This window comes from Salipaludibacillus sp. CUR1 (genome assembly GCF_021028955.1).
Classification (GTDB): Bacteria; Bacillota; Bacilli; order Bacillales; family Salisediminibacteriaceae; genus Salipaludibacillus.
The window spans coordinates 44,837-67,829 of sequence record NZ_JAIWPE010000014.1 but is presented as its reverse complement, the minus strand read 5'-3'; the positions used below and the strand labels follow the sequence as shown (position 1 = coordinate 67,829).

The 22,993-nt window shown below is 42.5% G+C and carries 18 protein-coding genes; 1 reads left to right on the top strand and 17 read right to left on the bottom strand.

Annotation, left to right across the window (positions count from 1 at the left end; translation table 11 throughout):
* Positions 1–24: 24 nt before the first annotated feature.
* The 8 genes from K8O68_RS02750 to K8O68_RS02715 all read right to left on the bottom strand — a co-directional run bounded on the left by K8O68_RS02750 (position 25) and on the right by K8O68_RS02715 (position 11,224).
* Positions 25–726 carry a response regulator transcription factor gene (locus K8O68_RS02750; RefSeq protein WP_230895408.1) on the bottom strand — a complete coding sequence of 234 codons (702 nt, stop codon included), beginning with the start codon at positions 724–726 and terminating at the stop codon, positions 25–27.
* Between the two features lie 15 nt (positions 727–741).
* A complete protein-coding gene (locus K8O68_RS02745; RefSeq protein ID WP_230895407.1) occupies positions 742–4,080 on the bottom strand; it encodes an ATP-binding protein in 3,339 nt (1,112 codons plus the stop codon).
* 144 nt (positions 4,081–4,224) lie between these two features.
* Positions 4,225–4,857, bottom strand: coding sequence for a YpjP family protein (locus K8O68_RS02740; RefSeq protein ID WP_230895406.1), 633 nt, complete (start codon positions 4,855–4,857; stop codon positions 4,225–4,227).
* A 296-nt stretch (positions 4,858–5,153) separates the two neighbouring features.
* Positions 5,154–6,062 (bottom strand): oligopeptide ABC transporter permease, encoded by a 909-nt coding sequence (gene opp4C / locus K8O68_RS02735; RefSeq protein ID WP_230895428.1) that lies wholly within the window; start codon positions 6,060–6,062, stop codon positions 5,154–5,156.
* Positions 6,063–6,097: 35 nt separating this feature from the next.
* Positions 6,098–7,048: an ABC transporter permease gene (locus K8O68_RS02730; RefSeq protein ID WP_230895405.1), complete on the bottom strand. Its 951-nt coding sequence runs from the start codon at positions 7,046–7,048 to the stop codon at positions 6,098–6,100.
* Positions 7,049–7,206: 158 nt separating this feature from the next.
* The gene (locus tag K8O68_RS02725; protein WP_230895427.1) at positions 7,207–8,916 is read right to left on the bottom strand and encodes a peptide-binding protein; all 1,710 of its coding nucleotides are present in this window, start codon (positions 8,914–8,916) and stop codon (positions 7,207–7,209) included.
* Between the two features lie 293 nt (positions 8,917–9,209).
* Positions 9,210–10,232, bottom strand: coding sequence for an ABC transporter ATP-binding protein (locus tag K8O68_RS02720; RefSeq protein ID WP_230895426.1), 1,023 nt, complete (start codon positions 10,230–10,232; stop codon positions 9,210–9,212).
* Positions 10,233–10,240: 8 nt separating this feature from the next.
* Complete coding sequence (locus K8O68_RS02715) at positions 10,241–11,224, bottom strand: ABC transporter ATP-binding protein (RefSeq protein WP_230895404.1); 984 nt, start codon at positions 11,222–11,224, stop codon at positions 10,241–10,243.
* A gap of 563 nt (positions 11,225–11,787) precedes the next feature.
* On the opposite strand from K8O68_RS02715, the gene K8O68_RS02710 reads away from it, so the two are divergent.
* Positions 11,788–12,579 carry an SDR family oxidoreductase gene (locus K8O68_RS02710; RefSeq protein ID WP_230895403.1) on the top strand — a complete coding sequence of 264 codons (792 nt, stop codon included), beginning with the start codon at positions 11,788–11,790 and terminating at the stop codon, positions 12,577–12,579.
* A gap of 135 nt (positions 12,580–12,714) precedes the next feature.
* On the opposite strand, the gene K8O68_RS02705 is transcribed toward K8O68_RS02710, so the two are convergent.
* From K8O68_RS02705 to K8O68_RS02665, 9 genes are all read right to left on the bottom strand, one after another.
* Complete coding sequence (locus K8O68_RS02705; protein ID WP_230895402.1) at positions 12,715–12,912, bottom strand: hypothetical protein; 198 nt, start codon at positions 12,910–12,912, stop codon at positions 12,715–12,717.
* A 22-nt stretch (positions 12,913–12,934) separates the two neighbouring features.
* Complete coding sequence (locus K8O68_RS02700; RefSeq protein WP_230895401.1) at positions 12,935–13,393, bottom strand: hypothetical protein; 459 nt, start codon at positions 13,391–13,393, stop codon at positions 12,935–12,937.
* A gap of 17 nt (positions 13,394–13,410) precedes the next feature.
* Positions 13,411–15,594: an MMPL family transporter gene (locus K8O68_RS02695; RefSeq protein ID WP_230895400.1), complete on the bottom strand. Its 2,184-nt coding sequence runs from the start codon at positions 15,592–15,594 to the stop codon at positions 13,411–13,413.
* Positions 15,595–15,895: 301 nt separating this feature from the next.
* Positions 15,896–17,305 (bottom strand): sensor histidine kinase, encoded by a 1,410-nt coding sequence (locus K8O68_RS02690; protein WP_230895399.1) that lies wholly within the window; start codon positions 17,303–17,305, stop codon positions 15,896–15,898.
* Complete coding sequence (locus K8O68_RS02685) at positions 17,298–17,996, bottom strand: response regulator transcription factor (protein ID WP_230895398.1); 699 nt, start codon at positions 17,994–17,996, stop codon at positions 17,298–17,300. The genes K8O68_RS02690 and K8O68_RS02685 overlap by 8 nt, the downstream gene beginning before the upstream one ends.
* Positions 17,997–18,157: 161 nt before the next feature.
* Complete coding sequence (locus K8O68_RS02680; protein WP_230895397.1) at positions 18,158–18,331, bottom strand: hypothetical protein; 174 nt, start codon at positions 18,329–18,331, stop codon at positions 18,158–18,160.
* Positions 18,332–18,376: 45 nt separating this feature from the next.
* Positions 18,377–19,792 carry a Na+/H+ antiporter NhaC gene (gene nhaC / locus K8O68_RS02675; protein WP_230895396.1) on the bottom strand — a complete coding sequence of 472 codons (1,416 nt, stop codon included), beginning with the start codon at positions 19,790–19,792 and terminating at the stop codon, positions 18,377–18,379.
* Between the two features lie 312 nt (positions 19,793–20,104).
* The gene (asnB, locus tag K8O68_RS02670) at positions 20,105–21,982 is read right to left on the bottom strand and encodes an asparagine synthase (glutamine-hydrolyzing) (RefSeq protein ID WP_230895395.1); all 1,878 of its coding nucleotides are present in this window, start codon (positions 21,980–21,982) and stop codon (positions 20,105–20,107) included.
* A 292-nt stretch (positions 21,983–22,274) separates the two neighbouring features.
* Complete coding sequence (locus K8O68_RS02665; RefSeq protein WP_230895394.1) at positions 22,275–22,883, bottom strand: NAD(P)/FAD-dependent oxidoreductase; 609 nt, start codon at positions 22,881–22,883, stop codon at positions 22,275–22,277.
* Positions 22,884–22,993 lie beyond the last annotated feature (110 nt).

Here is a 22,993-nt window from a genome sequence, read left to right as displayed (position 1 = left end):
TTTCCGTAAATTTTTCTCTCATTTTTAAGCTTTATTATTAAATTTATAACCAAATCCCCGGACTGTCTGGATATACTCAGGCTTGGCAGGATTCTCTTCAATTTTCTTCCTGAGATTACGTATATGGACAGACACTGTTTTCAGATCGCCGTATTGGTCGAATCCCCAAATGTGGTTATAAAGCTGTTCTGAACTGAAGACCTGATTCGGGTGTTTCATAAGAAATAATAATAATTGCAGCTCTTTTGCATATAAAGAGACACGTTCTTCTTTAACAAACACGTCGAAACTGTTTAAATCCACTTTTACTTCTCCCCACATTAAATACCGGCTCTTTTTCTCCTCACCGGATGAAAGTGGACCATTTCGCCGCAAATTCGCCCTGATCCGCGCCTCTAATTCAGCCAAATCAAAAGGCTTTGTTATATAATCATCGCCCCCGGCGTTTAACCCTTTGATTTTGTCTGAAGAAGAACGCTTGCAGCTCAAAAAGATAATGGGGGTGTCCGTTTTATTCCTTATTTCCCGGCAAATATCAAACCCTTCCATTCCAGGGAGCAGCACGTCTAATAAAATAAGCTGAGGATCGGCTGTTTCCGCAAGCTTTAATGCTGCTGCCCCGTTCTCCGCCGTGATTACTTCAAAGCCTTTCTTCTTCAGGTATAAAGAGGTCAATTCGCGGATATCTGCGTCATCTTCAACAATAAGTATTTTATCCCCGGCCATCTTTCACCACTCCTTTTACAGATGAACATTCTTTTGATCTGCTCTCTTTAAAATCAGCGGAAGTGAAAAGAAAAAAGAAGTGCCAGCATTCTTTGTACTTGTCACCCATATTTCCCCTTTATGGTAATCGATAATTTCCTTCGTAATAGCGAGCCCAAGCCCAGTGCCGCTTTCACTGTTTTCTGCAATGCCCCCCTTGTAAAACCTCTCGAAAATATAAGGAAGGGCTTCTTCCTCAATGCCTGTTCCATTGTCTTTTACCTCAATGACGACATTCCCGTCAAACTCACTCGCTGTTTCGTTTTTATCATATGGACAGATGCTGGCTGATATTTCAATTTTACCGCCAGGCAAACTGTGCTTGACCGCATTGTTAATAAGATTATAAAAGACCTGCTCCATTCTTTCTCCGTCAACAGACAAAACTCCTTCTGTGTCCAGCCTGTCATTCTTTATTACCGGACGCGGAAAGGACAGCCGGTGAGTTTCTACATCTAACATAAACGTCTCATGAATATGCTGCAGCCAGTCTTTAAGGTTAATAGTCTCAATGTTAAGGCTCATTTTCCCTGATTCAAATTTTACTAAATCAAAGAGATCGTTTATCAGCCGGTCAAGAAGCTTCACTTTGTTTTGGACGATTTCCAGATACTTAGGGTTATTAGCATCAATTATTCCTTCTTTCACTGTCTGAACGTAACTTTGTAAAAATGTAATTGGTGTCCCGAGTTCATGGGAGATATTTGACAGAAGCTGGATTCTTGCTTCTTCCAGTTTGATAAGTTTTTCATTTTTGCTGTTCATCTCTTTATTTTTTAAAGCTAACTCTTTTGTTCTGTCTTCTACTTTTTCTTCTAAAATATCGTTCATTTCCTTTAACTTCAGGTTCATGTTATTTAATTCTTCAGCCCGGTCCTTTATTTCCTTTACAGCGCGGCTTAAATGCAGAAACGTTTCAGTTCTGGCCAGAAGTTCTCTTTTATCACAAGGCTTTACGAGATAATCATTCGCACCGGCTTCAAAAGCTGCCAGTCTGTCTTCCAGCTGATTTTTGGCTGTCAGCATAAGAACAGGCAGTTCTGTAAGTGAATAGGTTTTTCTTATATCCTGGCAAACTTTATAGCCTGAAATCTTCGGCATCATAATGTCCAGAATAACCAGGTCAAAATCTTTCTCATCTTCCAGAAGCCTTAAGGCTTGTTCGCCACTGGAGGCTGTTTTTACTTCATACCCCTCAAGGCTTAAATAGTTAATAAGTATTTGAAGGTTCACCGGCTCGTCATCTGCTACTAATATTTTCTTGCCTGTTTTTTTACTTCCTGGCGTTTCCGGCTGGCTGAAAAATGAAAAGGCCTCCTTTTCAAAAGAGAGCGGGTGGACAGTACCCGCCACAACGGTTCTTTTCTCCTGTCCTCCATAGAGGGGGATAGTGAACGTAAAGACAGAACCTCTTCCATTCCCGGACCTGACGTTCATTCTTCCGCCTTGAAGTTCTACGAGTCGTTTACTGATATTAAGCCCAATCCCCATGCCCTCATCATGTTCATCGCTTTTTGCGCCCCCGCGCTCAAAAGGGTAGAAAATGGATTCTAATTCTTCTTTATCAATTCCAGGGCCGGTATCAGCCACTTCAATTTCCACAAACCCGTTTTTCTCATAAGCGTTTACGGAAACTTTCCCCTCCGCTGTATATTTAATGGCATTACCAATAAGGTTGTATAAGACTTGCTGAAACCTGTTCTCATCAGCCGCAATAGCCGGAAGCCCTTTTTCTAGATGATTCTCAATAACAACCGGCTTATTTTTTACAAGCGAATGGCACATATTCACCACCAGGTCCCCGGTTTCTTTTACATCCACTTCTTTAATATGCAAATCCATATCATTGTTTTTAAGCTTTGAAAAATCAATAATATCATTAATTAAATGGGCCAGCCTTTTTCCGCTTGTAATAATCATCATCAGATTTTTTCTCGCAGAATCATTTATTTCTCCTGCTGCTCCATCTTTCATTGATTCAGCTATGCCTATTATGCCGTTTAACGGAGTCCTCAGTTCGTGAGAGGTCACGGCAAGAAATTCATCTTTCAATTTATCCGTTCTCTTTAAATGCTCAAGCATCTCCTGCTGGCTCTCAATCGCTTCCCTTTTAGCCTGGTCCTTCTCCTTTCTCATGATCGTAATCTTATCCGCCAGCGCGAAAGAAAGAAGAATCAGTTCAAGAGACGTAGTAATCTGCCAGGCATATTTAGTCATAAATGTAAAAGGAAGAATGCCAACATCCGTCAGTATGGAAACGACTACTCCAGCTATAAATATATACCAGGCTAATGAGAAAAAACGCGCAGGGCGAAAGCCATTTTTCAAGGTTATTAAAGAAACAGTCAGTATAAATCCGACAGATACTCCGGTGGCAAGCACGACAAAGTCGAGGGCTAAAGGGTATGAAAAAACTAATACCACCAGCACGGATAAATTCATTAATATTAAAGCAAAAGACCATTTAACACTTCTGGGCACCAGTTTCTCAGGCTCGAGAAAGCTGTTTGTAAACAGAATAGCAAGGATATTTGAAACTGCCATAAAAAAGACAATGGACCTGTTGTTCCACCAGACAGCTTCCGGCCAGATAAACTGATATGCGAGACCGGAAAACGATAAAAAGGTTAATAAGTTAACTATTATAAAAAAAACATAAAATAAATAACTTTTATGCTGTAAAGAAAAATAGACAAACAAGTTGTAAAGAGCCATGACAAAAGCCAGTCCTGCAAGCAGCCCTAAAATAATATAATCCTGCTGGGTGATGGATAAAAAAGAGTCCCTGTCCATCATTGTTAACGGAAGCTGCATCGCCCCTTCAGACTGGAACCGCATGTAAATAACATAGTCATTTTCTTCGGAAAAATCGAGCGGGAAAATAAAATTCCTGTTAGTCACTTCTCTTTGGCCGAACGGATAAAGATCCCCCGTTTCCCATGCTTCAAATTCCCCATTTTCAGATAGATAAAGAGAGGTGTAATCCATTGTAGGATTATCCAGTTTCAAATACCACTCATCCTCTGAAAACTGATTATGTAACTGAAACCTCACCCAGTAAACGGATGAGGTGTAACCAAAGCTGGGCGCGCCGCCCTGGTTGAGTTCGAACTTTTCTGAAATTTCTCCTTCTGCTACATCGTTTATCGTCCACTCATTGTTCTTATCCTCGAGTACTTCTATGTAAGGCGCTAAATCAATTTCACCCCGGCTTCCATTTAGAACGACAGATTCAGCGCTTATATTAGAAGGAAAGAAATGAATTGCTCCTGTTAATACAGTCAGAATAAGTACGATGATAGAGATGTTTTTCAAGGAAGAGCCCCCCGTTCCTTCAGTCTGCCCGGTTTTCTGTGCGGCTGGCGTCCCGCCGCTTTTCATGATCAACGTTAAACCTTAACAGAGCCAAGGTATAAAGAAAGAATGTGCACCAAGCTGCACATTCTTATATCTGCTTCTTCATGAAGACATCCATTTCGGCGGTGTATTTTTATCCCAGTAAATATTACCGAGATCATGGTGTTCCTCGAAGTTATCATCTCTCAGGTGATAATGAAAGTTAAACCAGTAACCGTCTTTCGGCTTCAGGTCCCTGCGGACATGGAATCGCGCGACATCTTCTTTAGCCTGGTGATCATATATATTAAAAATCTTTTCACCTTTAACTGAGGCCTTCTGTTCCTCTATTTCCAAGTAGGTAAACTCGTCTTCATCGAGCTCATCCAGGATCGTACTGATGACTTCCTCCATGCTTGGAAAAACATCCATCATAAAGTCATCTTCCACTTTATTTGCAATACGGGGGCCGAGTTTGTTAAACGTCTGCTCCCTGGCTTGCTCTGTAAACATCTGAACATAATGATCACTGACGTCAATGTCAGTACTATCGTCATCCTCTATTCCGTCTAAATCGCTTTCAATTTCTTCTATTTCAGAAAAGGCAGAATCAACGCCCTGCAGTTCTTCATCTGCAGGAAACGAATCGTCTTTTTCCCCTTCAGCGTTTGCATCAAGATAAGTCGGCGGTATGTACATTCCAAGTGTCAGCAGCGTAATTAAAACAGCTGATATTTTTTTAAACCAAAGCTTCATTCGAATCCCTTCTTTATGTACGACCTCTAATGATTATTTTATCATTTTTATCTGAAAAGTCTATAAGACGATTCTATAAAACTAACGGCTGTCCCATTAAAATTGTCTTAACCAGGCTTGGACAAAAAGCAGACAAATAAAGGAGACTAAAACCCAGAATAGTTAAAGGCATCCGAACAACACGACTGGTTGTCAGGACGCCTTTTTTAGCCGCCAGGCGGAGACTTGCCCAGGGGAATCCATCAGCTGCCAATTAAATTAGAAATTTTACTGGATTCTTTGTTCCAAAAAGCCCTTTATCTCATTTTTGGATCAAACGCATCCCTCAGCCCGTCACCGACAAAGTTAATCGACAAGACAGTTATGAATATCATCAGCCCCGGAAATACCGGATACCACCAGGCATCTCTCATAATTGTATAATTCTGGGCTGACTGAAGCATATTTCCCCAGCTCGGCGTAGGCGGCTGAACCCCTAAACCAAGGAAACTGAGAACTGATTCAACAATGATCAAATTACCGACACTTAACGTAGATGCTACAATGATAGGCCCTAAGGCGTTCGGTAAAATATGCTGGAAGATAATTCTGTTTGTTTTCATTCCTAACGTTTTTGCTGCTAATACATACTCCCTTTGCCTTAAGCTCAAGAACTCCCCCCGTACTAAACGAGCTGTACTCATCCACCCGAGAGAAGCCAGGAAAACGATCAGCAAACCTACGCTCGGACTGAAAAAGGCAATAAGCAGGATAAGCAGGAAAATGTTCGGGAAAGAAATAAGAATGTCTACAAGACGCATAATTAAAGCGTCGACCCGCCCGCCAAAATATCCGGCCAGCGATCCCATTACCGTTCCTATAATTGCTCCTCCCAGCATAGCGAGGAAACCTACTAATAATGATACCTGCGCTCCGTAGAGAACCCGGCTGAATATATCCCGCCCGAAATCATCCGTTCCCATAATAAATTCGGTACTTGGAGGTGCCAGACGGTTTAGCAGGTCCATTTCAACATCCCCTGGATTTTGAGGGGCAATCAAAGGAGCAAAGATGGCCATCGTTACAATAATAAAAAGAACGATCCCACCGGCGACTGCCAGTTTATTTCTGAAAAATTTAGTAAGAATTATTTTAGTTAATGTGTCAGGTTTCTTTTTTAATTTTGGATCATTGGGCCCCGGTTCCGGCGGCGTCGATGATGGCATATTTACTGGTTCTTGTTGCATTTGACCGCACCTCCTTAATACTCAATTCTCGGGTCAAATATGGCATACGCAATGTCCGCCAACAGGTTTCCGAGCACCACTAAGACTGCAGAAATCATTGTAATACCCATAATCACCGGATAATCACGCTGGAACACTGAGGTAATTAACAGGTCCCCAATCCCCGGCCAGGCGAAAATCCGCTCTACTACGACCGAACCGGCGAAAAATGATGGAAGCATCAGCCCGAAAATTGTAATAATGGGGATCAGTCCATTGCGAAGGCCATGCTTGTAAATTACCGTATTCTCTGTAAATCCTTTCGCTCTGGCTGTCCGCATATAATCCTGCCTGATGACTTCAAGCATGCTCGAACGGCTGTACCTCGTTAAGCCGGCCATATCAGCTGTAGCAAGAACAAGAGCAGGAAGAAATAAATGATGAAGCCTGTCAAGAATACTGAAGGGCTCGTTTAGTGTATGTGTACCCCCGGATGGAAACCAGCCCAGGTTAACGGAAAGCCACATAATGAGCAGCAGGCCGATCCAGAAGTTAGGTGTCGCAATCCCTACAAAAGAACCGAATGTCACACTGTAATCAGTTACCGTGTATTGTCTTCTAGCAGAAATAATACCTAATGGAATGGAAATAACAATCGCAATAATGGTCGATGCACCCATTAATATGAGCGTGTTAGGCAGTCTGTTCATGATCATTTCACTGACAGGCATACCTACCCTTACGAGAGAATAACCCATATCTCCCTGAATCATTGCCCCCATCCATTTCACATACTGAACGGGGATGGGATCATTAAGCCCGTATCTTTCTTCAAAAGCAATCCTCACTTCCGGCCCTATATCCGGAGCCAGAAGCATAGAAGTAGGACTTCCAGGTGCAAGGTGCATCACTGAAAAAGTCAGGATAGATATACCAATTAAAATTGGCACAGCCATAATTATACGCCGCAGGATGTATGAAAGCATGTGGAGCCTCCTTATCAGTCTCTTCTTTTATACCCTTGTAAAAGAGAAGAGCGCCGTCAATCATTTTCTTATGTACATCAACAGACCGCGGTCCAAAGGAAAGCGCGATCAGCTTCCTCTGGACCTGGTCTGCTCACTCAAAAACGTTGGCTATCAACCTATTCCGCGGTGAAATACCACTCGTGAGGCTTGTAATATGATAGACGCGGATGGTGAATAAATCCTTCAAGATTAGTAGGGATAGCCACTAAATCATTAGGATAGTACAGGAATGTGTACGGCTGCTCTTCAGCGATAATCTCAAAGATCTCGTGAAGCGCTTCTGCACGCTCATCCTGGTCAACAATTAAGACGTTCTCGTCGATAAGCTCATCCACGTCATCACGTGAGAAGCCTGTATAGTTCTGGCCTTGTTCAATTTCTTCGGTATGCCAGATTGCACGTGGATCAGGATCAGTTCCTAAAGCCCATCCAAGGATAATCGCATCGAAATCCCAGTTCGGCGGGTAGATCTGGTCAAGGAACGCCCCCCACTCGACATACTCTACATCCACTTCCACACCTACTTCATTCAGCATAGACTGGATAATAACAGCAATGTCTTCCCGGATCTGGTTACCTGAGTTCGTTTTTAATGTAAAGGAGAACCGCTCGCCATCACGCTCAAGGATACCGTCTCCGCCTTCTTCCCAGCCTGCTTCTTCAAGAAGCTCTCTGGCAAGGTCAGGGTCATATTCAAATTCAGGCATAGAATCCGGATAAGCCCAGCTTAACGGACTGACCGGCCCGTGAGCCACTTCACCCTGTCCCTGGCCTACCTGGTCAATAATTGTCTGGCGGTCAATGGCGTGAGTCAGTGCCTGACGCGTTTCCTTATCAGAGAACATATCAAGACGGGTATTGTAACCCATATAGTTGTACTGGTAACCTAAAGTTGAGCTTAGTGTCACCAGGCCTTCTTCGTCCCATCTCTCAGCTGTAGAGAAATCTGTCGCAGGAACCACACCCATTTCAATATCTCCGCCTTCAATCTGGGCCATCATCGCATTCTGGTCACCGACGATGCTTAGTGTGAGGCGGTCTAAATGAGGCGCTCCTTCCCAGTAATCCTCATAAGCAGTTAACTGGACATACTGCCCGTCTTCCCAAGTATCAAACTCAAACGGACCGGAACCGACCGGGTCACGCGTGAAATCATGTTCTTCAAGCTCTGTTGCCGGCACATCGCCTAAAATATGCTCAGGCATAATACCGAAACCCAGGTTTCCAAGGAAACGGGCATCCGGCTCGCTTAAACGGAATTCCACAGTCGTTTCATCCAAAGCTTCCACTTCTTCAAGGGCGCGGAAATACCCGCCTCGAGGACCTGTGTAATCTTCATCGATAAAGATGTTGAAAGTAAATGCCACATCATCGGCTGTTAAAGGTTCTCCATCGTGGAAGGTGACACCTTCATGAATTTCAAACGTATAAGTAAGCCCATCCTCAGACTCTTCCCAATCCACCGCAAGTTCCGGCTGGATTTCAATCTCTTCATCAATTCTCACAAGCTGGTTGAAGACAATATCTTCAATATCGCCACTGGCCGTATCGGAGGAGTGGGTCGGGAGGAACTGAACAGGGTCACTTACAATCCCGATTGTGAGATCTCCGCCATCCTGTGCTTCACCGGAGGCTTCCTCATTCCCCTCATTCTCGTTAGTGTCGTTATCAGCCTCTTCGCCAGCATCAGCATTGTTATTATTTTCTTCAGCATCATTTCTCTCTTCCTGCATGGCTTCTTCAAGATTATCATCCCCGCCACAGGCCACCGCAAATATTGACGTAGCTAATACGACTGTTGATAAACCAAGTACTTTCTTTTTCACTTTCAACTAAACCCCTCCTTATTTTTTTTAAAAATAATTATAAGAATTTTCTTACGATTAAAGGTGCATGACACCTCCTTTCACTATTTAGAACGAATTTGATTTACCTAAACTGCCGGTATATGCCTTAGTTATATTAGGGCAGTTTGTGAACCTCCCAGGGTAAACGCCCATCCGGGTCCCCCTCAACTTTCCCACTGGAGGCCCGGTGAACCAGAACGCTTATTCTAATAAGAAAAAATTTATGGCTTTAACAGGTGCAGTTTTTAAAAAAGGAAATTGCTCATTTTAAATTATTTATAAAGGTGGCAGGCAACATAATGGCCGCTTTTCTTCTCCTCAAAAGCTGGCACTACTTTTTTGCACTCTTCCATCGCCTCCGGGCACCGTGTGTGAAAGACACATCCTGACGGGGGATTTGAAGGGCTTGGTAAATCCCCTTTTAATACGACCTTCTCCCTTGTTTTTACTCCTTTTTGACGGGGCACCGGTACAGCAGACAAAAGCGCCCGCGTATAGGGATGAAGAGGCTCCCGGTAAAGGTCTTCTTTAGGGGCAAGCTCCATCATATTCCCCAAATACATAACACCTACCGTATCGGCGATATGCCTGACCACACTCAGATCATGGGATATGAACACGTAAGTAAGTCCGAACTCTTCCTGCAAGTCTTCCATAAGATTAATAATTTGAGCCTGGATCGACACATCCAGGGCTGATACAGGTTCATCAGCAATAATTAATTCCGGCTGGGTCGTCAGTGCACGGGCAATGCCAATTCTCTGCCGCTGTCCGCCGGAGAATTCGTGCGGATACCTGCTCTTAAAGGAGCCGTCCAGTCCGACAATTTCCAAGAGAGATTCTATTTTCTCCTGGCGTTCTTTTTCAGAATGTAAGTTATGTACTTTAAAAGGCTCATACAAAATACTGCCCAATGTTTTCCTCGGATTAAGTGAAGCGAAGGGATCCTGAAAGATCATTTGTATGTCACGCCGTATCGAACTCCGCATCTCTTTTTCTTTAAGATGAGAGATATCATTGCCTTTATAGATAATTTTGCCTTCAGTCGGTTCATATAGCCGGATAATCGTCCTGCCCGTCGTTGATTTACCGCACCCTGACTCTCCTACAATGCCGATGGTTTCACCGCGTTTCACAGAGAAATGCGCTCCGTCTACTGCTTTTATAACACCGGTTGTCCGCTGCAGGATCCCTGTTTTTATGGGAAAATGTTTCTTTAAATCTTTGACCTCTAAAATCACATCAGAAGAGGTTTTTTCCTGTTGTGCCCTGCCTGATTTCACTGCTGTATTCATTTCTGGTGTCATACCGCATCCTCTCCTTCTTCGTACAGGTAGCATCTTACCTTACGCCCTTGTTCCTGCGGAATGAGTTCCGGGTTTGAAGTCAGGCATTTATCAAATACTTTAGGACAACGGGGAGCAAAGCGGCAGCCTGCAGGCATTTCATCTGGAAGAGGGACATTGCCTTTAATAGATTGAAGCCTCTCGATTTCCCCTTCGATGGCTGGAATAGAGTTCAACAGTCCTTGAGTATAAGGATGCTTTGGCTCGTCGAACAAGCGCTCAACATCTGAGGTCTCTACAACCTGGCCGGCATACATCACGACCACATGGTCAGCCACTTCTGAAACAACCCCGAGATCATGAGTAATGAGCAGAATCGCTGTTTCAAACTGGTGTGTTAAATTCTTCATAAATTCAAGAATCTGTGCCTGGATGGTTACATCCAAAGCTGTGGTCGGTTCATCTGCAATTAATAGCTTGGGATCGCAGCTCATAGCCATCGCTATCATTACCCGCTGCCTCATCCCTCCGGACAATCTGTGCGGATAATCTTTAAGCATTTCCTCTGCTCTTGAGAATCCAACGAGTTTTAACAGTTCCACTGCCCTTCGACGAGCCTGCTCTTTGCTCATTTTTTTATGGTACCTGAGCACTTCTGTAATTTGCTCACCGATAGTCAGTACGGGATTTAAAGAAGTCATAGGTTCCTGAAAGATCATAGAAATTTCATTGCCCCGGACTTTCCTCATCTCTTTTTCTTTCAGTTTAAGTAAGTCCCTCCCGTTAAAATTCACTTCCCCCCCGACTATTTCTCCGCCGGGAGAAGGAACCAGCTGCATAATGGAAAGAGACGTCATACTCTTCCCTGAACCGGATTCCCCAACGAGTGCCACCGTTTCCCCTTTTTTAATAGAAATATCGATACCGTCCACTGCTTTTACTGTCTGTTTCTTACTTATGAAATGTGTTTGCAGATTCTTCACGTCCAATAATACCGACAATCTTAACACCGCCTTTTTTCCGCACTAATGTATGCGCTTACATAACTGTATCTGTTCTGTAAGCGTTCTATATCCTCTGTTAGGTTTGTTTTTTACTTTTTAAAAATATCACCCTGCCACTATCATTTTTCTAATCTTTAGACAATTTACCATAATCTTTTATTTAAGTAAACTCGTTTTCTGAAAATTTTAGATTTTTGAAAATAACTAACTTTTTAAAATATTTTTATTGCATGTTATCTAATTTATATTTAAAAATCATTTTTTACGCTAAAATAACATCGGCTTCTTTCCTCACATAAGGCAAGAGGATTTCAAATTTTATTTTAAATATATTGGAATATTATCTTTCTTAAGGGAGTGGTTCTTAATTACTATTTTAAAAAATTTATTTTAGATACTTAGTCGTTTATATATTGAGACATCTCATTCCACTACTCTCTGTTCCCTTTATTCCGCTCCCCCTGGAAAAGGTTTCAATTTGAGTCTCTTAAGGAATAAAAAAATGAACTGGAAATTTTAAATTTTTATCCACTAAACAATAAAGAAAAGAGGAAGATATTATGGATCAGTACACGTCTTTACGGGGAAAAGCTGCTGTGGTAACAGGGGGCGGATCCGGAATGGGCAGAGCCGCAGCCCTGCATTTGGCAAAGCAGGGTGTGAAAGTCTGTCTGATTGATCTGAAAAAAGACGACTTACTGGCAGTAAAAGAAGAAATAGAGTCATCAGGCAGCGAAGCAATCGTTGCTGAAGCCGATGTTTCCAATCCAAGTGAGCTGGAGCAGGCATTTAATCAAGCAGCCAGTGAATTTAATCAGCTCGATATTATCTATGCCAACGCAGGGATTAACGGAACTGTCGCCCCTATCGAAGATTTAAAACCTGAGGAATGGGACGAGACTCTCTCAACTAACTTAAAAAGCACCTTTTTAACAGTAAAATGTGCGATTCCTCATATGAAAGAGAATGGCGGCAGCATTATACTAACGAGTTCAATTAACGGCAATCGGGTTTATTCCAATTTCGGTATGTCAGCATACAGCAGTTCTAAAGCAGCTCAGGTCGCTTTTGGAAAAATGGCTGCCCTCGAGCTGGCAAACTACAATATCCGTGTAAATGTCATTTGTCCGGGAGCTATCGAGACTAACATTGGCGAGAACACTCACCCTAAGGAAGACCAGCTGGAGAAAGTTGAGATTCCTGTCGAATACCCGGAAGGCAACCAGCCTCTGGAAGAGCGGTCAGGTAAGCCGGAACAAGTCGCTGATCTCGTATGCTTTCTCGCTTCTGATGCATCAAGCCATATAACCGGGACTGAAATGTTTATAGACGGCGCAGAATCACTGCTTTAAACTGAAAACCTCCCAAGGACGGGCGCCCTGGGAGGTTTTATTATGGTGACTCTACCGTATAATCGGGGAAATCGGCGTTATAATCGTGTGACTTTACCGTATAATCGGGGAAATCGACGTTTTAATCGTGTGACTTTACGTATAAAGTCGGAAATCGATGTCATAATCGTGTGACTCTACCGTATAATTGTCCAACTCTACGTTATAATCGCGAGACTCTACCGTATAAATGCTCAACTCTACGTTATAAACTTCAAACTCTACCGTATAATCGTTCAACTCTACCGTATAACAATTTTCGACAAAAATCGTCCACAGCCCGAGGGTAAGCATGCCACAGGGCCAGCACCAACTCTTACGTTAATCTCATCCCCACTACCATAATAATCAGCAGAGCTAATGCAGCGGAAGTAAATAAATAGTTTGTATACATTAATCCAACTGATTCCAACGTTTTCTCTTTTTTTAGCGGGAGGCCCTGAAGCTTTGTTCTTAATTTTCTGCTGTATACGGACACCACAATAATAGTAAATAATATTACTAAAGAACCTGCCTGCTCCATGAAAATCAGATAAAAGGGAAGATTCTCTCTATTGAATTGCAAGATCATCAGAACCCCTGTAATAAGAACGATTAGTGCACTCGGAATTACTCCTCCATTTATCCATAGCCGAATCCGACTGATAACAAAAGTATACTTTTCAAGTGACTCGTTGTTCTTAATAAGCGAACGCAGCAAAAAGCCAAATGCTGCAAACGAACCTATCCAAACAGCAACTCCTGCAATATGAAAAATATAATAGGCTGAATACATTTTCTGCTTCCTTTCTATTAATTATTATTGGTGTTCTTCTGTCTGACTGATGGCCACCAGTTCCATTGTCCAAGGATTGTGACAATCGCTGGAACGAGCATTCCTCTGACTAAAAATGCATCAAGCAAAATTCCTAAACCAACAATAAAACCGAACATGTACAGTTCCATAAGAGGCTGGGTCATCAGGACGCCGAAAGTAGCGGCAAGAATTAGACCAGCAGATGAGATGACACCTCCTGTCAAAGCAACCCCGCGCTGAACGGCATGCCGGATAGAATGATGACGGTTCTCTTCACGAATTCTTGAAATCAGCATAATGTTGTAGTCCACTCCTAAAGCCACTAAAAAGACGAAGGCATAAAGCGGTATCCGGTAGCTCATCGCTTCAAAGCCCAGTATATTGTGAAAAATAAACCAACTCAGTCCTAAAGCTGATAAATATGACAGCAGAATTGTAGACATCATGTATACAGGGGCGATTACCGATCGTGTATGCCAGATAAGCATGGCTACAATTACGGCCGTTACCACCAGGGCCACTACCCATGTATCCCGTTCATTTAATGATCTCACCTCTGCCTGTTTGGCCGTTTCTCCTGCAAAATAAAGAGTGATATCCTCCTGTGAGAGACCACTTTCCTCAAGCAGGAACTCTTTTGAGTTTTTTAAACGGTCTAATGTATCTAAAGATGATTGATCGTAAGGATTTCCCTCAAGGATAAGCTCCAATTGAAGAGCTTCCCCGTTTTCACTCATACTCCGCCCTTCTTGCAAATCTTCCAAAGGAGGAAGTTCAACGTCATAGATATCTTCTCTTTCCACTAATAAACTTTGCATATGCTCCAGGCTGTTCCATTCTTCTTCATCTAAACTAAAGCCCTCTGCATTTTCCATTAAAATCGTCACCGGAGCTAATTCCCCTGGCGGGAAGCTTTCTTCCAGTTTTTCAAAGCCGATTCTGGAGCCCATGTCTTCAGGAAATGATTTGATTAAATTAAAGGAATACTGAATAGAAGGAACATTCATAGCATTAATTATTAGAAAAAGAAGTACTAAACCTCCGGATAGAAGAGGTTTTTTTGTAACTAATACGCCAATTCCTCCCCAAAAGCGGTTTTTCTTCAAGGTTTCTTCTCCGACTTTCGGGATCGACGGCCAAAAAGCTCTCCGGCCTGCAATCGTAAACAAAGCCGGGATAAGTGTTAAACCTGCCAGAAGCACAAGTAAAATTGTTATAGCAAATGTTGGTGCGAAATTCTGGTATGGTCCGTAATATGCCAGTAACAGGACAAGCATGGCTGCAAATACGGTTCCTCCACTGAAAAAAATCGGTTCAGCTACGCCTTTAACCGCACGGCTCATAGCTTCGTACTTATTATCTACGGACCTTAACTCCTCACGGAAACGGGAGAAAATAAATAAACTGTAGTCCGTGGTAGCTCCAAAGAGCAGGATCATCACGATTGATAGAGATTGCGTTTCAATCGTAAACACGCCGTTTGCAGCTAATAAGCCAAGAACTCTGTCTGTCACCTGGTAAACAAATCCTGCAGCGACTAATGGAATCACCGCCAGTAAAGGAGATCTGTATATAATTATAAGCAGAAGCAATACCAGGCCGATGGTTGAGAACAATAAAGTTAAGTTCGCACCGGCAAAAATCGAAATCGTATCAGATGCAATTCCAGCGGGTCCGGTTACATACATCTTCCCTTTCTCCAACTGTTCATTTCCGTACTCATCTACAGCTGTAATAGTCTCATTGATCTCTTCCATAGCCAGTCCGGTTGTCAATGTCATCGGCAGCACCATAGTCAAGCCGTCATCTGACCGGAAAGCTTCCCGGACATCATCAGGGAACCGGTGAAATGGAACGACTGAATCGATGGAGGGCAGCGTGTCATCATCGGCAAGCCATTCACTGATTTGTGAAATGTCCTGCCAGTTTTCTTCATGCCATTCTTCTGAAGAGGTAAAAACAAGCAGGGCTAACTGACCGTCATCGTCGGGAAAATACGTTTGAACTTTCTTTTCTGCTATTACCGCCTGGGCGTCTTCAGGCAAATCATTCTCCCCTGTGTTAACCGTATAATCATCAGCTGAAGGTGCTGCACTTAAAACCCCTGTTGCAATAACCCAGAGAATAAGCGTCAACCAGACTAACTTCCGCTTTGATGTTAAAGCTGCCACAAACTTCATATTAATCCCCATTTCATTTATTATATTTAATTAGTCTGTTAAGGACTGACAAACATTAGATTATCAGCTGAATGTGAACAGAACGTTAACAAATGAACGTAAGTTTCGGGTCAGTCCTGTTTTTTCAAGCGAGCTCCCCTTGTGAAGAGTCTCTATTAAACTTGGCTTAACCTCTGAAATGGCTCAAGCTAAAAAAATCTCACCCTGACAAATCAGAGTGAGATTAAAGCTGTTAAGATTTCCCGCCGGCCTCAACCAGATAAGGCATATGGTACGCTTGCTGAGCCCCTGGTGACCGCTGCTAGTCATCCTTATTTTTGCCTAAAGGAAGTGTAAATGAAAAGGTCGTGCCCTTGCCTAGTTGACTCTCGACATGAATTGGAACTCCGTGTAAATCCATAATCGATTTAACAATTGATAAGCCAATCCCTGTTCCCGCTTTATCAGTCCGTGAACGGTCAGCTTTGTAAAACCGCTCCCAAATAAGGGCCAATTCTTCCTGAGCAATTCCTTTTCCTGTATCTTCAATCCTTATGCTCGCTTCATCCTTATTTTTTTCGAGAAAAATAGTCACTTTAGCTTTTCCAGCTGAAAACTGGATCGCATTTTGCAAAAGATTTATCAATGCTTGTTCAATACGGGCCGGATCTGCGAACACATAAATATCTTTATCATCAGAGATAATTTCTAACTCAATATTTTTCTTAGTCAGCTGGGGTTCAAGTTTGACAACGATCCTTTGCAGCTGCCTTTGCAAATTGTAGTTTTCTTGTTCTAATTTTATTTTACCGGATTCCAGCTGGGTCATATCAAGAGTATCATTAACTAATTTAATTACACGCTCTGTTTCATCTTTCATTAACAGATAATAGTGGTCTCTTTTCTTATCAGGTATGGTCCCGTCAAGCAGAGCCACCAGGAAACCCTTTATCGATGTTAAGGGGGATCTCAAATCATGGGAGACATTAGCTATAAAATCTTTCCGCATTTGCTCAAGACTGTTCAATTCATCTGCCATATAATTAAATGTTTGCCCCAGCTGGCCTATCTCATCATTAGAGGCCACATTTACAGTGTGGGTGAAATCTCCTTTTGCGTACTTCATCGCAATATTATTCATATCACGGAGAGGGGCGGTGATTTTGCGTGAGATAAACCATAAAATAACTCCTGCAAAAGCAATGGTAATTGTAAAAGTGATAAGTATCATAAACACCATTTGCCGGTATTCATGATCCAGATCATAAAAGATCATAGCCATTGTAAAAGACTCGTCAGTCATAGAAACAGTGAGCGGTGATGCAATCAGGTAACTTAAACTGCCGTCTATTCTGGTTCCCTCAGAAACCATGTTTCCAGCCACTGCTGCTCTAATGAGTTCAGCGTCTATTCCATTGACTGCCGTTACGGTATCGTCCGGCACATAAATGGGAGCCCCGTCTGAGTTGTACACTATAATACTAAAACCTTTTTGATTCAACGCTGACTCTAAAGAAGCTGCCGTTTCCTCATTGTTCCAGCCGTAAAGGCTTTGCAATTCCAGATGATTCTTCACTTGATTATAATGGTGTGTATATGTTTCCTCATACTCCTCATAAAGATTTATATGAAATAAGTAAATAAACACTAGCCCAAATAACACGAACGAAAGAAATATGATTAAGGAATAGCTTAAAAACAGCTTTTTGAAAATGTTTCCTGTTTTAATCATGGGATTTTTCCTCAAATCTGTAGCCTATTCCTCTGATCGTCGTGATTGACCATTCTGAGCTGTGGCTGGCCAGTTTATCTCTTACTCGTTTGATATGGACATCAACGGTACGGGGGTCTCCGTCAAAATCATATCCCCATACCCGGTCTAATAACTGCTGCCTTGAAAGAACCTGATTTGGGTTAGACGCAAAGTTATAAAGGAGTGCCATTTCTTTAGGAGCCATGATAAGTTCTTCATCTCCCGCAAAAACCCTAAACTCTTGCATATTAATTTTTAAATTGGAAAAAGCCAGACTTTCTTTAATTTCGCCGGAGATTTTTGTCCGTCTTAACGCAGCTTTCACTCTGGCACTCAACTCATTTGGGTCAAAAGGCTTAACGATATAATCATCGGCGCCTATTTCCAGTCCTTTGATAATATCATAGCTTTCCCCTTTTCCTGTGAGCATAAGTATGGGGATCAGCGGGTCTTCCAGACGAATCGTTTTGCAGACCTCCCAGCCGTCTATCTTAGGCAGCATTAAATCCAAAATAATGCAATCAGGAGACTCATCAAAAAACTTTTCCAATCCTTCTTCTCCATCAAAAGCAATGAGTGATTCAAAACCCATTTTCAACATATACATCTCTATCAGTTCGGTAATATTCGGATCATCTTCGACTGTTAATATTTTAACCGGACGATTCATCCCGCCCCTCTCCTTTACAAGCTTCTTTTATCTATAGCATACTTCACCTAACTATTTTTACACAGAAATATGAACGGAATGTTAACAGCAGAAGTTTGGTTTGATGAAAAAACTCCCAAGGACGGGCGCCCTGGGAGTTTTTATTATGGAGACTCTACGTTTTAATCGTAACACTCTACCGTATAATCGTGTGACTCTACCGTATAAAGCCGGAACTCTACCGTATAATCGTCCGACTCTACCGTATAAATGCTCAACTCTACCGTATAATCGTCCAACTCTACCGTATAACAATTTTCGACAAAAATCGCCCAACGACTGCCATTCCTCGTCACCCCGGCAGTTCCCCCTCAACTCCCCAATTGCAAGCAACTTCGCCATTACCTCGTCTTCATACTAATTCCCGTAAATCCGTAAAATAGCGTAATGACCGGGCACAGCAGGCAGAAAAAGGCAAACGGCAAATAGGCTAATACTGGCACTTCAAGGACACTTGCCATAAAGACACCGCTGACGCCGTATGGAATGAGGGCATTGACGACGGTTCCCCCTGATTCGAGCGCCCGCGACAAATGCTTCCCCTCCAGTCCCATCTCTCTGAATCGCTCAATGTACGCTTCACCTGTCAGGACGACCGACATATACTGTTCTCCTAAACTGACATTCAATCCCATAGCTGATAACACAGCAGTCATGACTGCCCGGCCTCTCGTTGATACAAAGCCTTGAATAGAAGCAATTAACGCGTTAATAATGCCTAAAGATGAAAGAATGCCGCCCATACTGAGAGCCAAAAGCAGAAGCGAAACCGCCCACATCATACTTTGCAGCCCTCCGCGGTTTAACAGGTTATCAAGCTGGCTGTTTCCGGTTTCTGTTTCAAATCCGTTCTGAATAAGAGGCATCCATTCCTGCAGGATGATCTGCCCCTCAAGAGTGACCGCTGTGATAAAGCCGAGAATAATCCCCGTCAGCATCGCCGGGATTGCAGGTACTCTTCTCATGGCTAAAATAACCATTACAAGGGCAGGTATTAAAGCTGCCGGATGAACATTTGCGGCATCATTTAAAGAGTCAATCCAGCCAGCCATCTCTGTCCCTGTCATATCTCCCTGACGGCTTCCAATGATAAAAAAGAGAATCAAACTGATAATGAACGCCGGGAATGCCGTCCACATCATGTAACGTATATGGTCAAACAGATCGACTTTACTTACGGAAGAAGCCAGGTTAGTCGTATCAGATAATGGGCTCATCTTGTCGCCCAGTAATGCGCCTGAGACCACTGCACCGGCTGTGAGAGCCGGATCAAATCCAAGTCCGCTCCCAAGCCCCATAAAAGCAATTCCTATTGTAGAGGCTGTGGTAAATGAACTGCCGATAGAAATGCCAATAACCGCAGTTACTAAAAAAGCGCTTGGAAGGAAGTAATTGACAGATATTAAGTTAAAGCTGTAGCTGATCAATGTCGGAATCGTCCCTGACTTCATCCACACGGCAATCAGTATACCAATCAGCATAAAAATCATAATTGGAATAATACCTGATTTAATTCCATTAACGATTCCTTTTTCAAGCAGACTCCACGGCTGCCTTTTCGTAAAGTTATATATTGCTAAGAAGACTACAGCAAGAAATAGAGGGACGTGAGGCTCAGCCCCAAGTGAGAGGAGTGATACTGCGATAATGCCTACAATCACCGCGACCACGATAAGAGCTTCCCAGCCATTAACCTCCCCGCCCTGGCCTTCTATTTCTGACTTTGTATCTTCAATTTTATTATTAGACTGTTTCATAAGTAAAACCTGCTTTCCTGAACTGGCTTTCAAAAAATAAAAACGCCTTTTCGCTTAAACGCTTTTAAGCATTAAAGTACAACGTTTGCTATTTTAATGGGATACCAGCGAAAAGTCAATCAATCTTCCTTCTTTCAAACTTGTTTAAAAAGCCTCACTATTCCATCTTTTAAGCGAACTTCCAGCCTGCTGTACATCACTAATAAATAAAAAACCCCCAAGACCGTCGAAATGGTTGGGGAGGTTAATGTTAAGCTATGGAGCCCCTTCTGCATTGGGGCCGCCCTTACTCAACGGGAAAACATTATTTTTTTATAAATCAGCCGTTTTGTAAAGGTGGTTAGCATAAGGCTCCTTTTCAATATACACAGAGTGCCAGATCATAAAGCAAATGACTACCCAGATCTTTCTGCTATGATCTTCTTTTCCTGCGGCATGTTCATCAAGCAGGGTCAGGACATACTCTTTTTTAAAGAGATAATCCGTCGGACTGTGACGAATCACCGAGCGGGCCCAGTCATAAAGTTCCTCTCTTAACCAATGACGAATAGGAACAGGGAAACCCAGCTTTTTTCTGCGCAGCACAGATTCAGGGATAAATTCTTTTACAGCCTCCCTTAACACGTATTTTGTCGTGCCGTGTGAAATTTTATGATTTGTCGGAAGCTCTCTGGCGACCTGAAAAACTTCTTTATCCAGAAACGGGACACGAAGCTCAATCGAATGAGCCATTGTCATTCTGTCGGCTTTAACCAGAATATCGCCTGGAAGCCAGGTATGAAGGTCAATATATTGCATCTTAAGCGTGTCATCCAGAGACTCGGCCTCTTTATATAACTTTGCTGTTATTTTTGTAAATGGATTTGAGAATTCATAACCATTCAGCATCTCTTTCTTTTCCGCTTCACTTAGTAAATTCGCGTTCCCGATATACCTTTCAGACAGCGGGGTCGTCCCTCTCAGAAAATAGTTCTTTCCTTTCAGTCCTGAAGGGAGGCGGAGAGCTTTATTATGGATAAAAGATTTAAACCCGTAAGGCATAAGATTAAACCAGCTTAACGCAAGCGGCTCCCGGTAAATATTATAGCCTCCGAAAAGCTCATCGGCGCCTTCACCTGAAAGCACGACTTTGACATGCTTGCTCGCTTCTTTAGCCACAAAATACAACGGAACAGCGGCAGGGTCAGCTACAGGATCATCCATATGCCTTATAACATTAGGCAATTCTTCAATAAATTCGTACGGCGTAATTATTTTATTAATGTTTTCGACGTTCAGCTTGTCAGCTGTATCCTTTGCAATTTCAATTTCACTGAATTCTTGACGTTCAAATCCGACAGTAAAGGTTTTTAAATCCGGATTAAACTTTTTAGCCAGGGCTACGATAGCTGTTGAATCAATTCCGCTTGACAGAAAAGCGCCAACAGGCACGTCGCTCCTCATATGCTTCTCTACAGAATCCTCCAGCGCTCTTCTGATTTTTACTGTATTCTCTCCCAGAGCGCTCTTCACCGGATGAAATGTTTTTTTATAAAAACAGCCGATTTCCAGTGCTTTATCCGGTTTTTTAGTTAAAAAATGCCCGGGTAATAGCTTCTTTACGTCTTTTTCTAAACAAAGAGGTTCAGGCACATACTGGTAAGTCAAATAATGCTGCAGGGCTTCGGCTGATAGATTTCCCTGTGATTTATAAGCATCAATACTTTTTAGTTCAGAAGCAAAAAATAATTGTTCAGGTGATTCATGATAATAAAAAGGTTTTATACCAAAAGGATCACGTGCTGCAAAGAGCGTTTTCTCTTTTTTGTCCCATACAGCAAAAGAGAACATCCCCCGAAGTTCTTTCACACACTCTTTTCCTTTTGAAATATACAGATTAAGAAGCACTTCGGTATCTGAATCAGTTTCAAACGTATATCCCTGAGTGATTAAATCCTGCCGGAGCTCTATATAATTATAAATTTCACCATTGAATATAAGGTGGTACCTGTTTTGAAGAGAAAACGGCTGATGGCCATTCTCAAGGTCAATGATACTCAGCCTTTTAAATCCAAATTGGATATTTTCGTCTTTATAAAGGCCAGTCGCATCCGGCCCCCGGTGATGAATAGCTTCAAGAGCGCTGTACCATACAGTCGACTCTATTGCCTCAATCCCGTTATTTCTTAATTCACCAATAAAACCGCACACCTGTCATCCCCCGCCCTTCATAGGTCTGCAATATTGCAAAATTTGACTCATACCTCCTTAATATAACTCATTTTATGGAAATTATTAGATGTTTTTTACGAACAATTATGCGAAAAATGCCGATAATGTCCAATTTTTATTAAAAAAGCTCACTCTGAATCATTTTATTCAGGTGAGCCTAAAGGAAATAACTTACTTATTCAATTGGCTTTATATAATGCATCATCCCTCATACCATTAAAAATGTGCTGCTCTTACCATCTTCTGCACAGGACGGACACCCGCCGCATGACTACTTATCATGCCAGACGTGTGCTTTTCCTTTTTCAGCTGAAATAATTTCCATCGCTGCCTGAGTCCCCTGCCCAGCCGCTATAATACTTTGGGTAGGAACGCCCGACAGCAGCCCGGCAACATAAAGCCCCGGAATGTGTGTTTCGCCGCTCCAGGAGCCGCCCCGGACACGTGAGATTTTCCCGCTCGGCACTGCAGGGCTTACTTCCGTTTCAATTCCAAGATCTTTCAAAGGTTTAAGATAGATATTGGAAGCTACAATGACGTATTTTGCTGACAACGTCTGCTGGCCGCCCTCTTCAGAAGAAAAGGTGAGTTTAAAACGGCTTTCCTCACTTGAATGAGCCAATCTTTCGAGTTTCTCCACCTGATGTGTAACGATTTCAGTCCCGAACTGCTTCGATTGGTCCGTCATTTTAGAGATTAACTCTTTTCCTGAAATGCCTTCCGGAAAACCCGGGTAGTTATACACCTTAGATATAGGCTTTAATTGTGATTTTCCTGTGTCAAAGACTGTGGTGGTTAATCCGGCTTGAGACGTATAAATAGCTGCGGAAAGACCGGAAATCCCTCCGCCTATAATAGCTGTATCAATATGTTTCTCCAAAGTAAGACCTCCTAGAAAGAGTTGTTAAGTCCAATATACAGGGGTAGGTATATAATTTTCAAGTGTTAATTAGCTTCTTACTCAGATTCTCACTCTAAAGAGCCCCTCCG

Excerpts from the sequence above, each read along its gene's own strand:
- K8O68_RS02710 (WP_230895403.1), top strand. The coding sequence starts at position 11,788 with ATGGATCAGTACACGTCTTTACGGGGAAAAGCTGCTGTGGTAACAGGG.
- K8O68_RS02750 (WP_230895408.1), bottom strand. The coding sequence starts at position 726 with ATGGCCGGGGATAAAATACTTATTGTTGAAGATGACGCAGATATCCGC.
- K8O68_RS02730 (WP_230895405.1), bottom strand. The coding sequence starts at position 7,048 with ATGCTTTCATACATCCTGCGGCGTATAATTATGGCTGTGCCAATTTTA.
- K8O68_RS02685 (WP_230895398.1), bottom strand. The coding sequence starts at position 17,996 with ATGAATCGTCCGGTTAAAATATTAACAGTCGAAGATGATCCGAATATT.
- K8O68_RS02690 (WP_230895399.1), bottom strand. The coding sequence starts at position 17,305 with ATGATTAAAACAGGAAACATTTTCAAAAAGCTGTTTTTAAGCTATTCC.
- K8O68_RS02700 (WP_230895401.1), bottom strand. The coding sequence starts at position 13,393 with ATGTATTCAGCCTATTATATTTTTCATATTGCAGGAGTTGCTGTTTGG.
- K8O68_RS02740 (WP_230895406.1), bottom strand. The coding sequence starts at position 4,857 with ATGAAGCTTTGGTTTAAAAAAATATCAGCTGTTTTAATTACGCTGCTG.
- opp4C (WP_230895428.1), bottom strand. The coding sequence starts at position 6,062 with ATGCCATCATCGACGCCGCCGGAACCGGGGCCCAATGATCCAAAATTA.
- K8O68_RS02720 (WP_230895426.1), bottom strand. The coding sequence starts at position 10,232 with ATGAATACAGCAGTGAAATCAGGCAGGGCACAACAGGAAAAAACCTCT.
- K8O68_RS02695 (WP_230895400.1), bottom strand. The coding sequence starts at position 15,594 with ATGAAGTTTGTGGCAGCTTTAACATCAAAGCGGAAGTTAGTCTGGTTG.
- nhaC (WP_230895396.1), bottom strand. The coding sequence starts at position 19,792 with ATGAAACAGTCTAATAATAAAATTGAAGATACAAAGTCAGAAATAGAA.
- K8O68_RS02705 (WP_230895402.1), bottom strand. The coding sequence starts at position 12,912 with ATGCTTACCCTCGGGCTGTGGACGATTTTTGTCGAAAATTGTTATACG.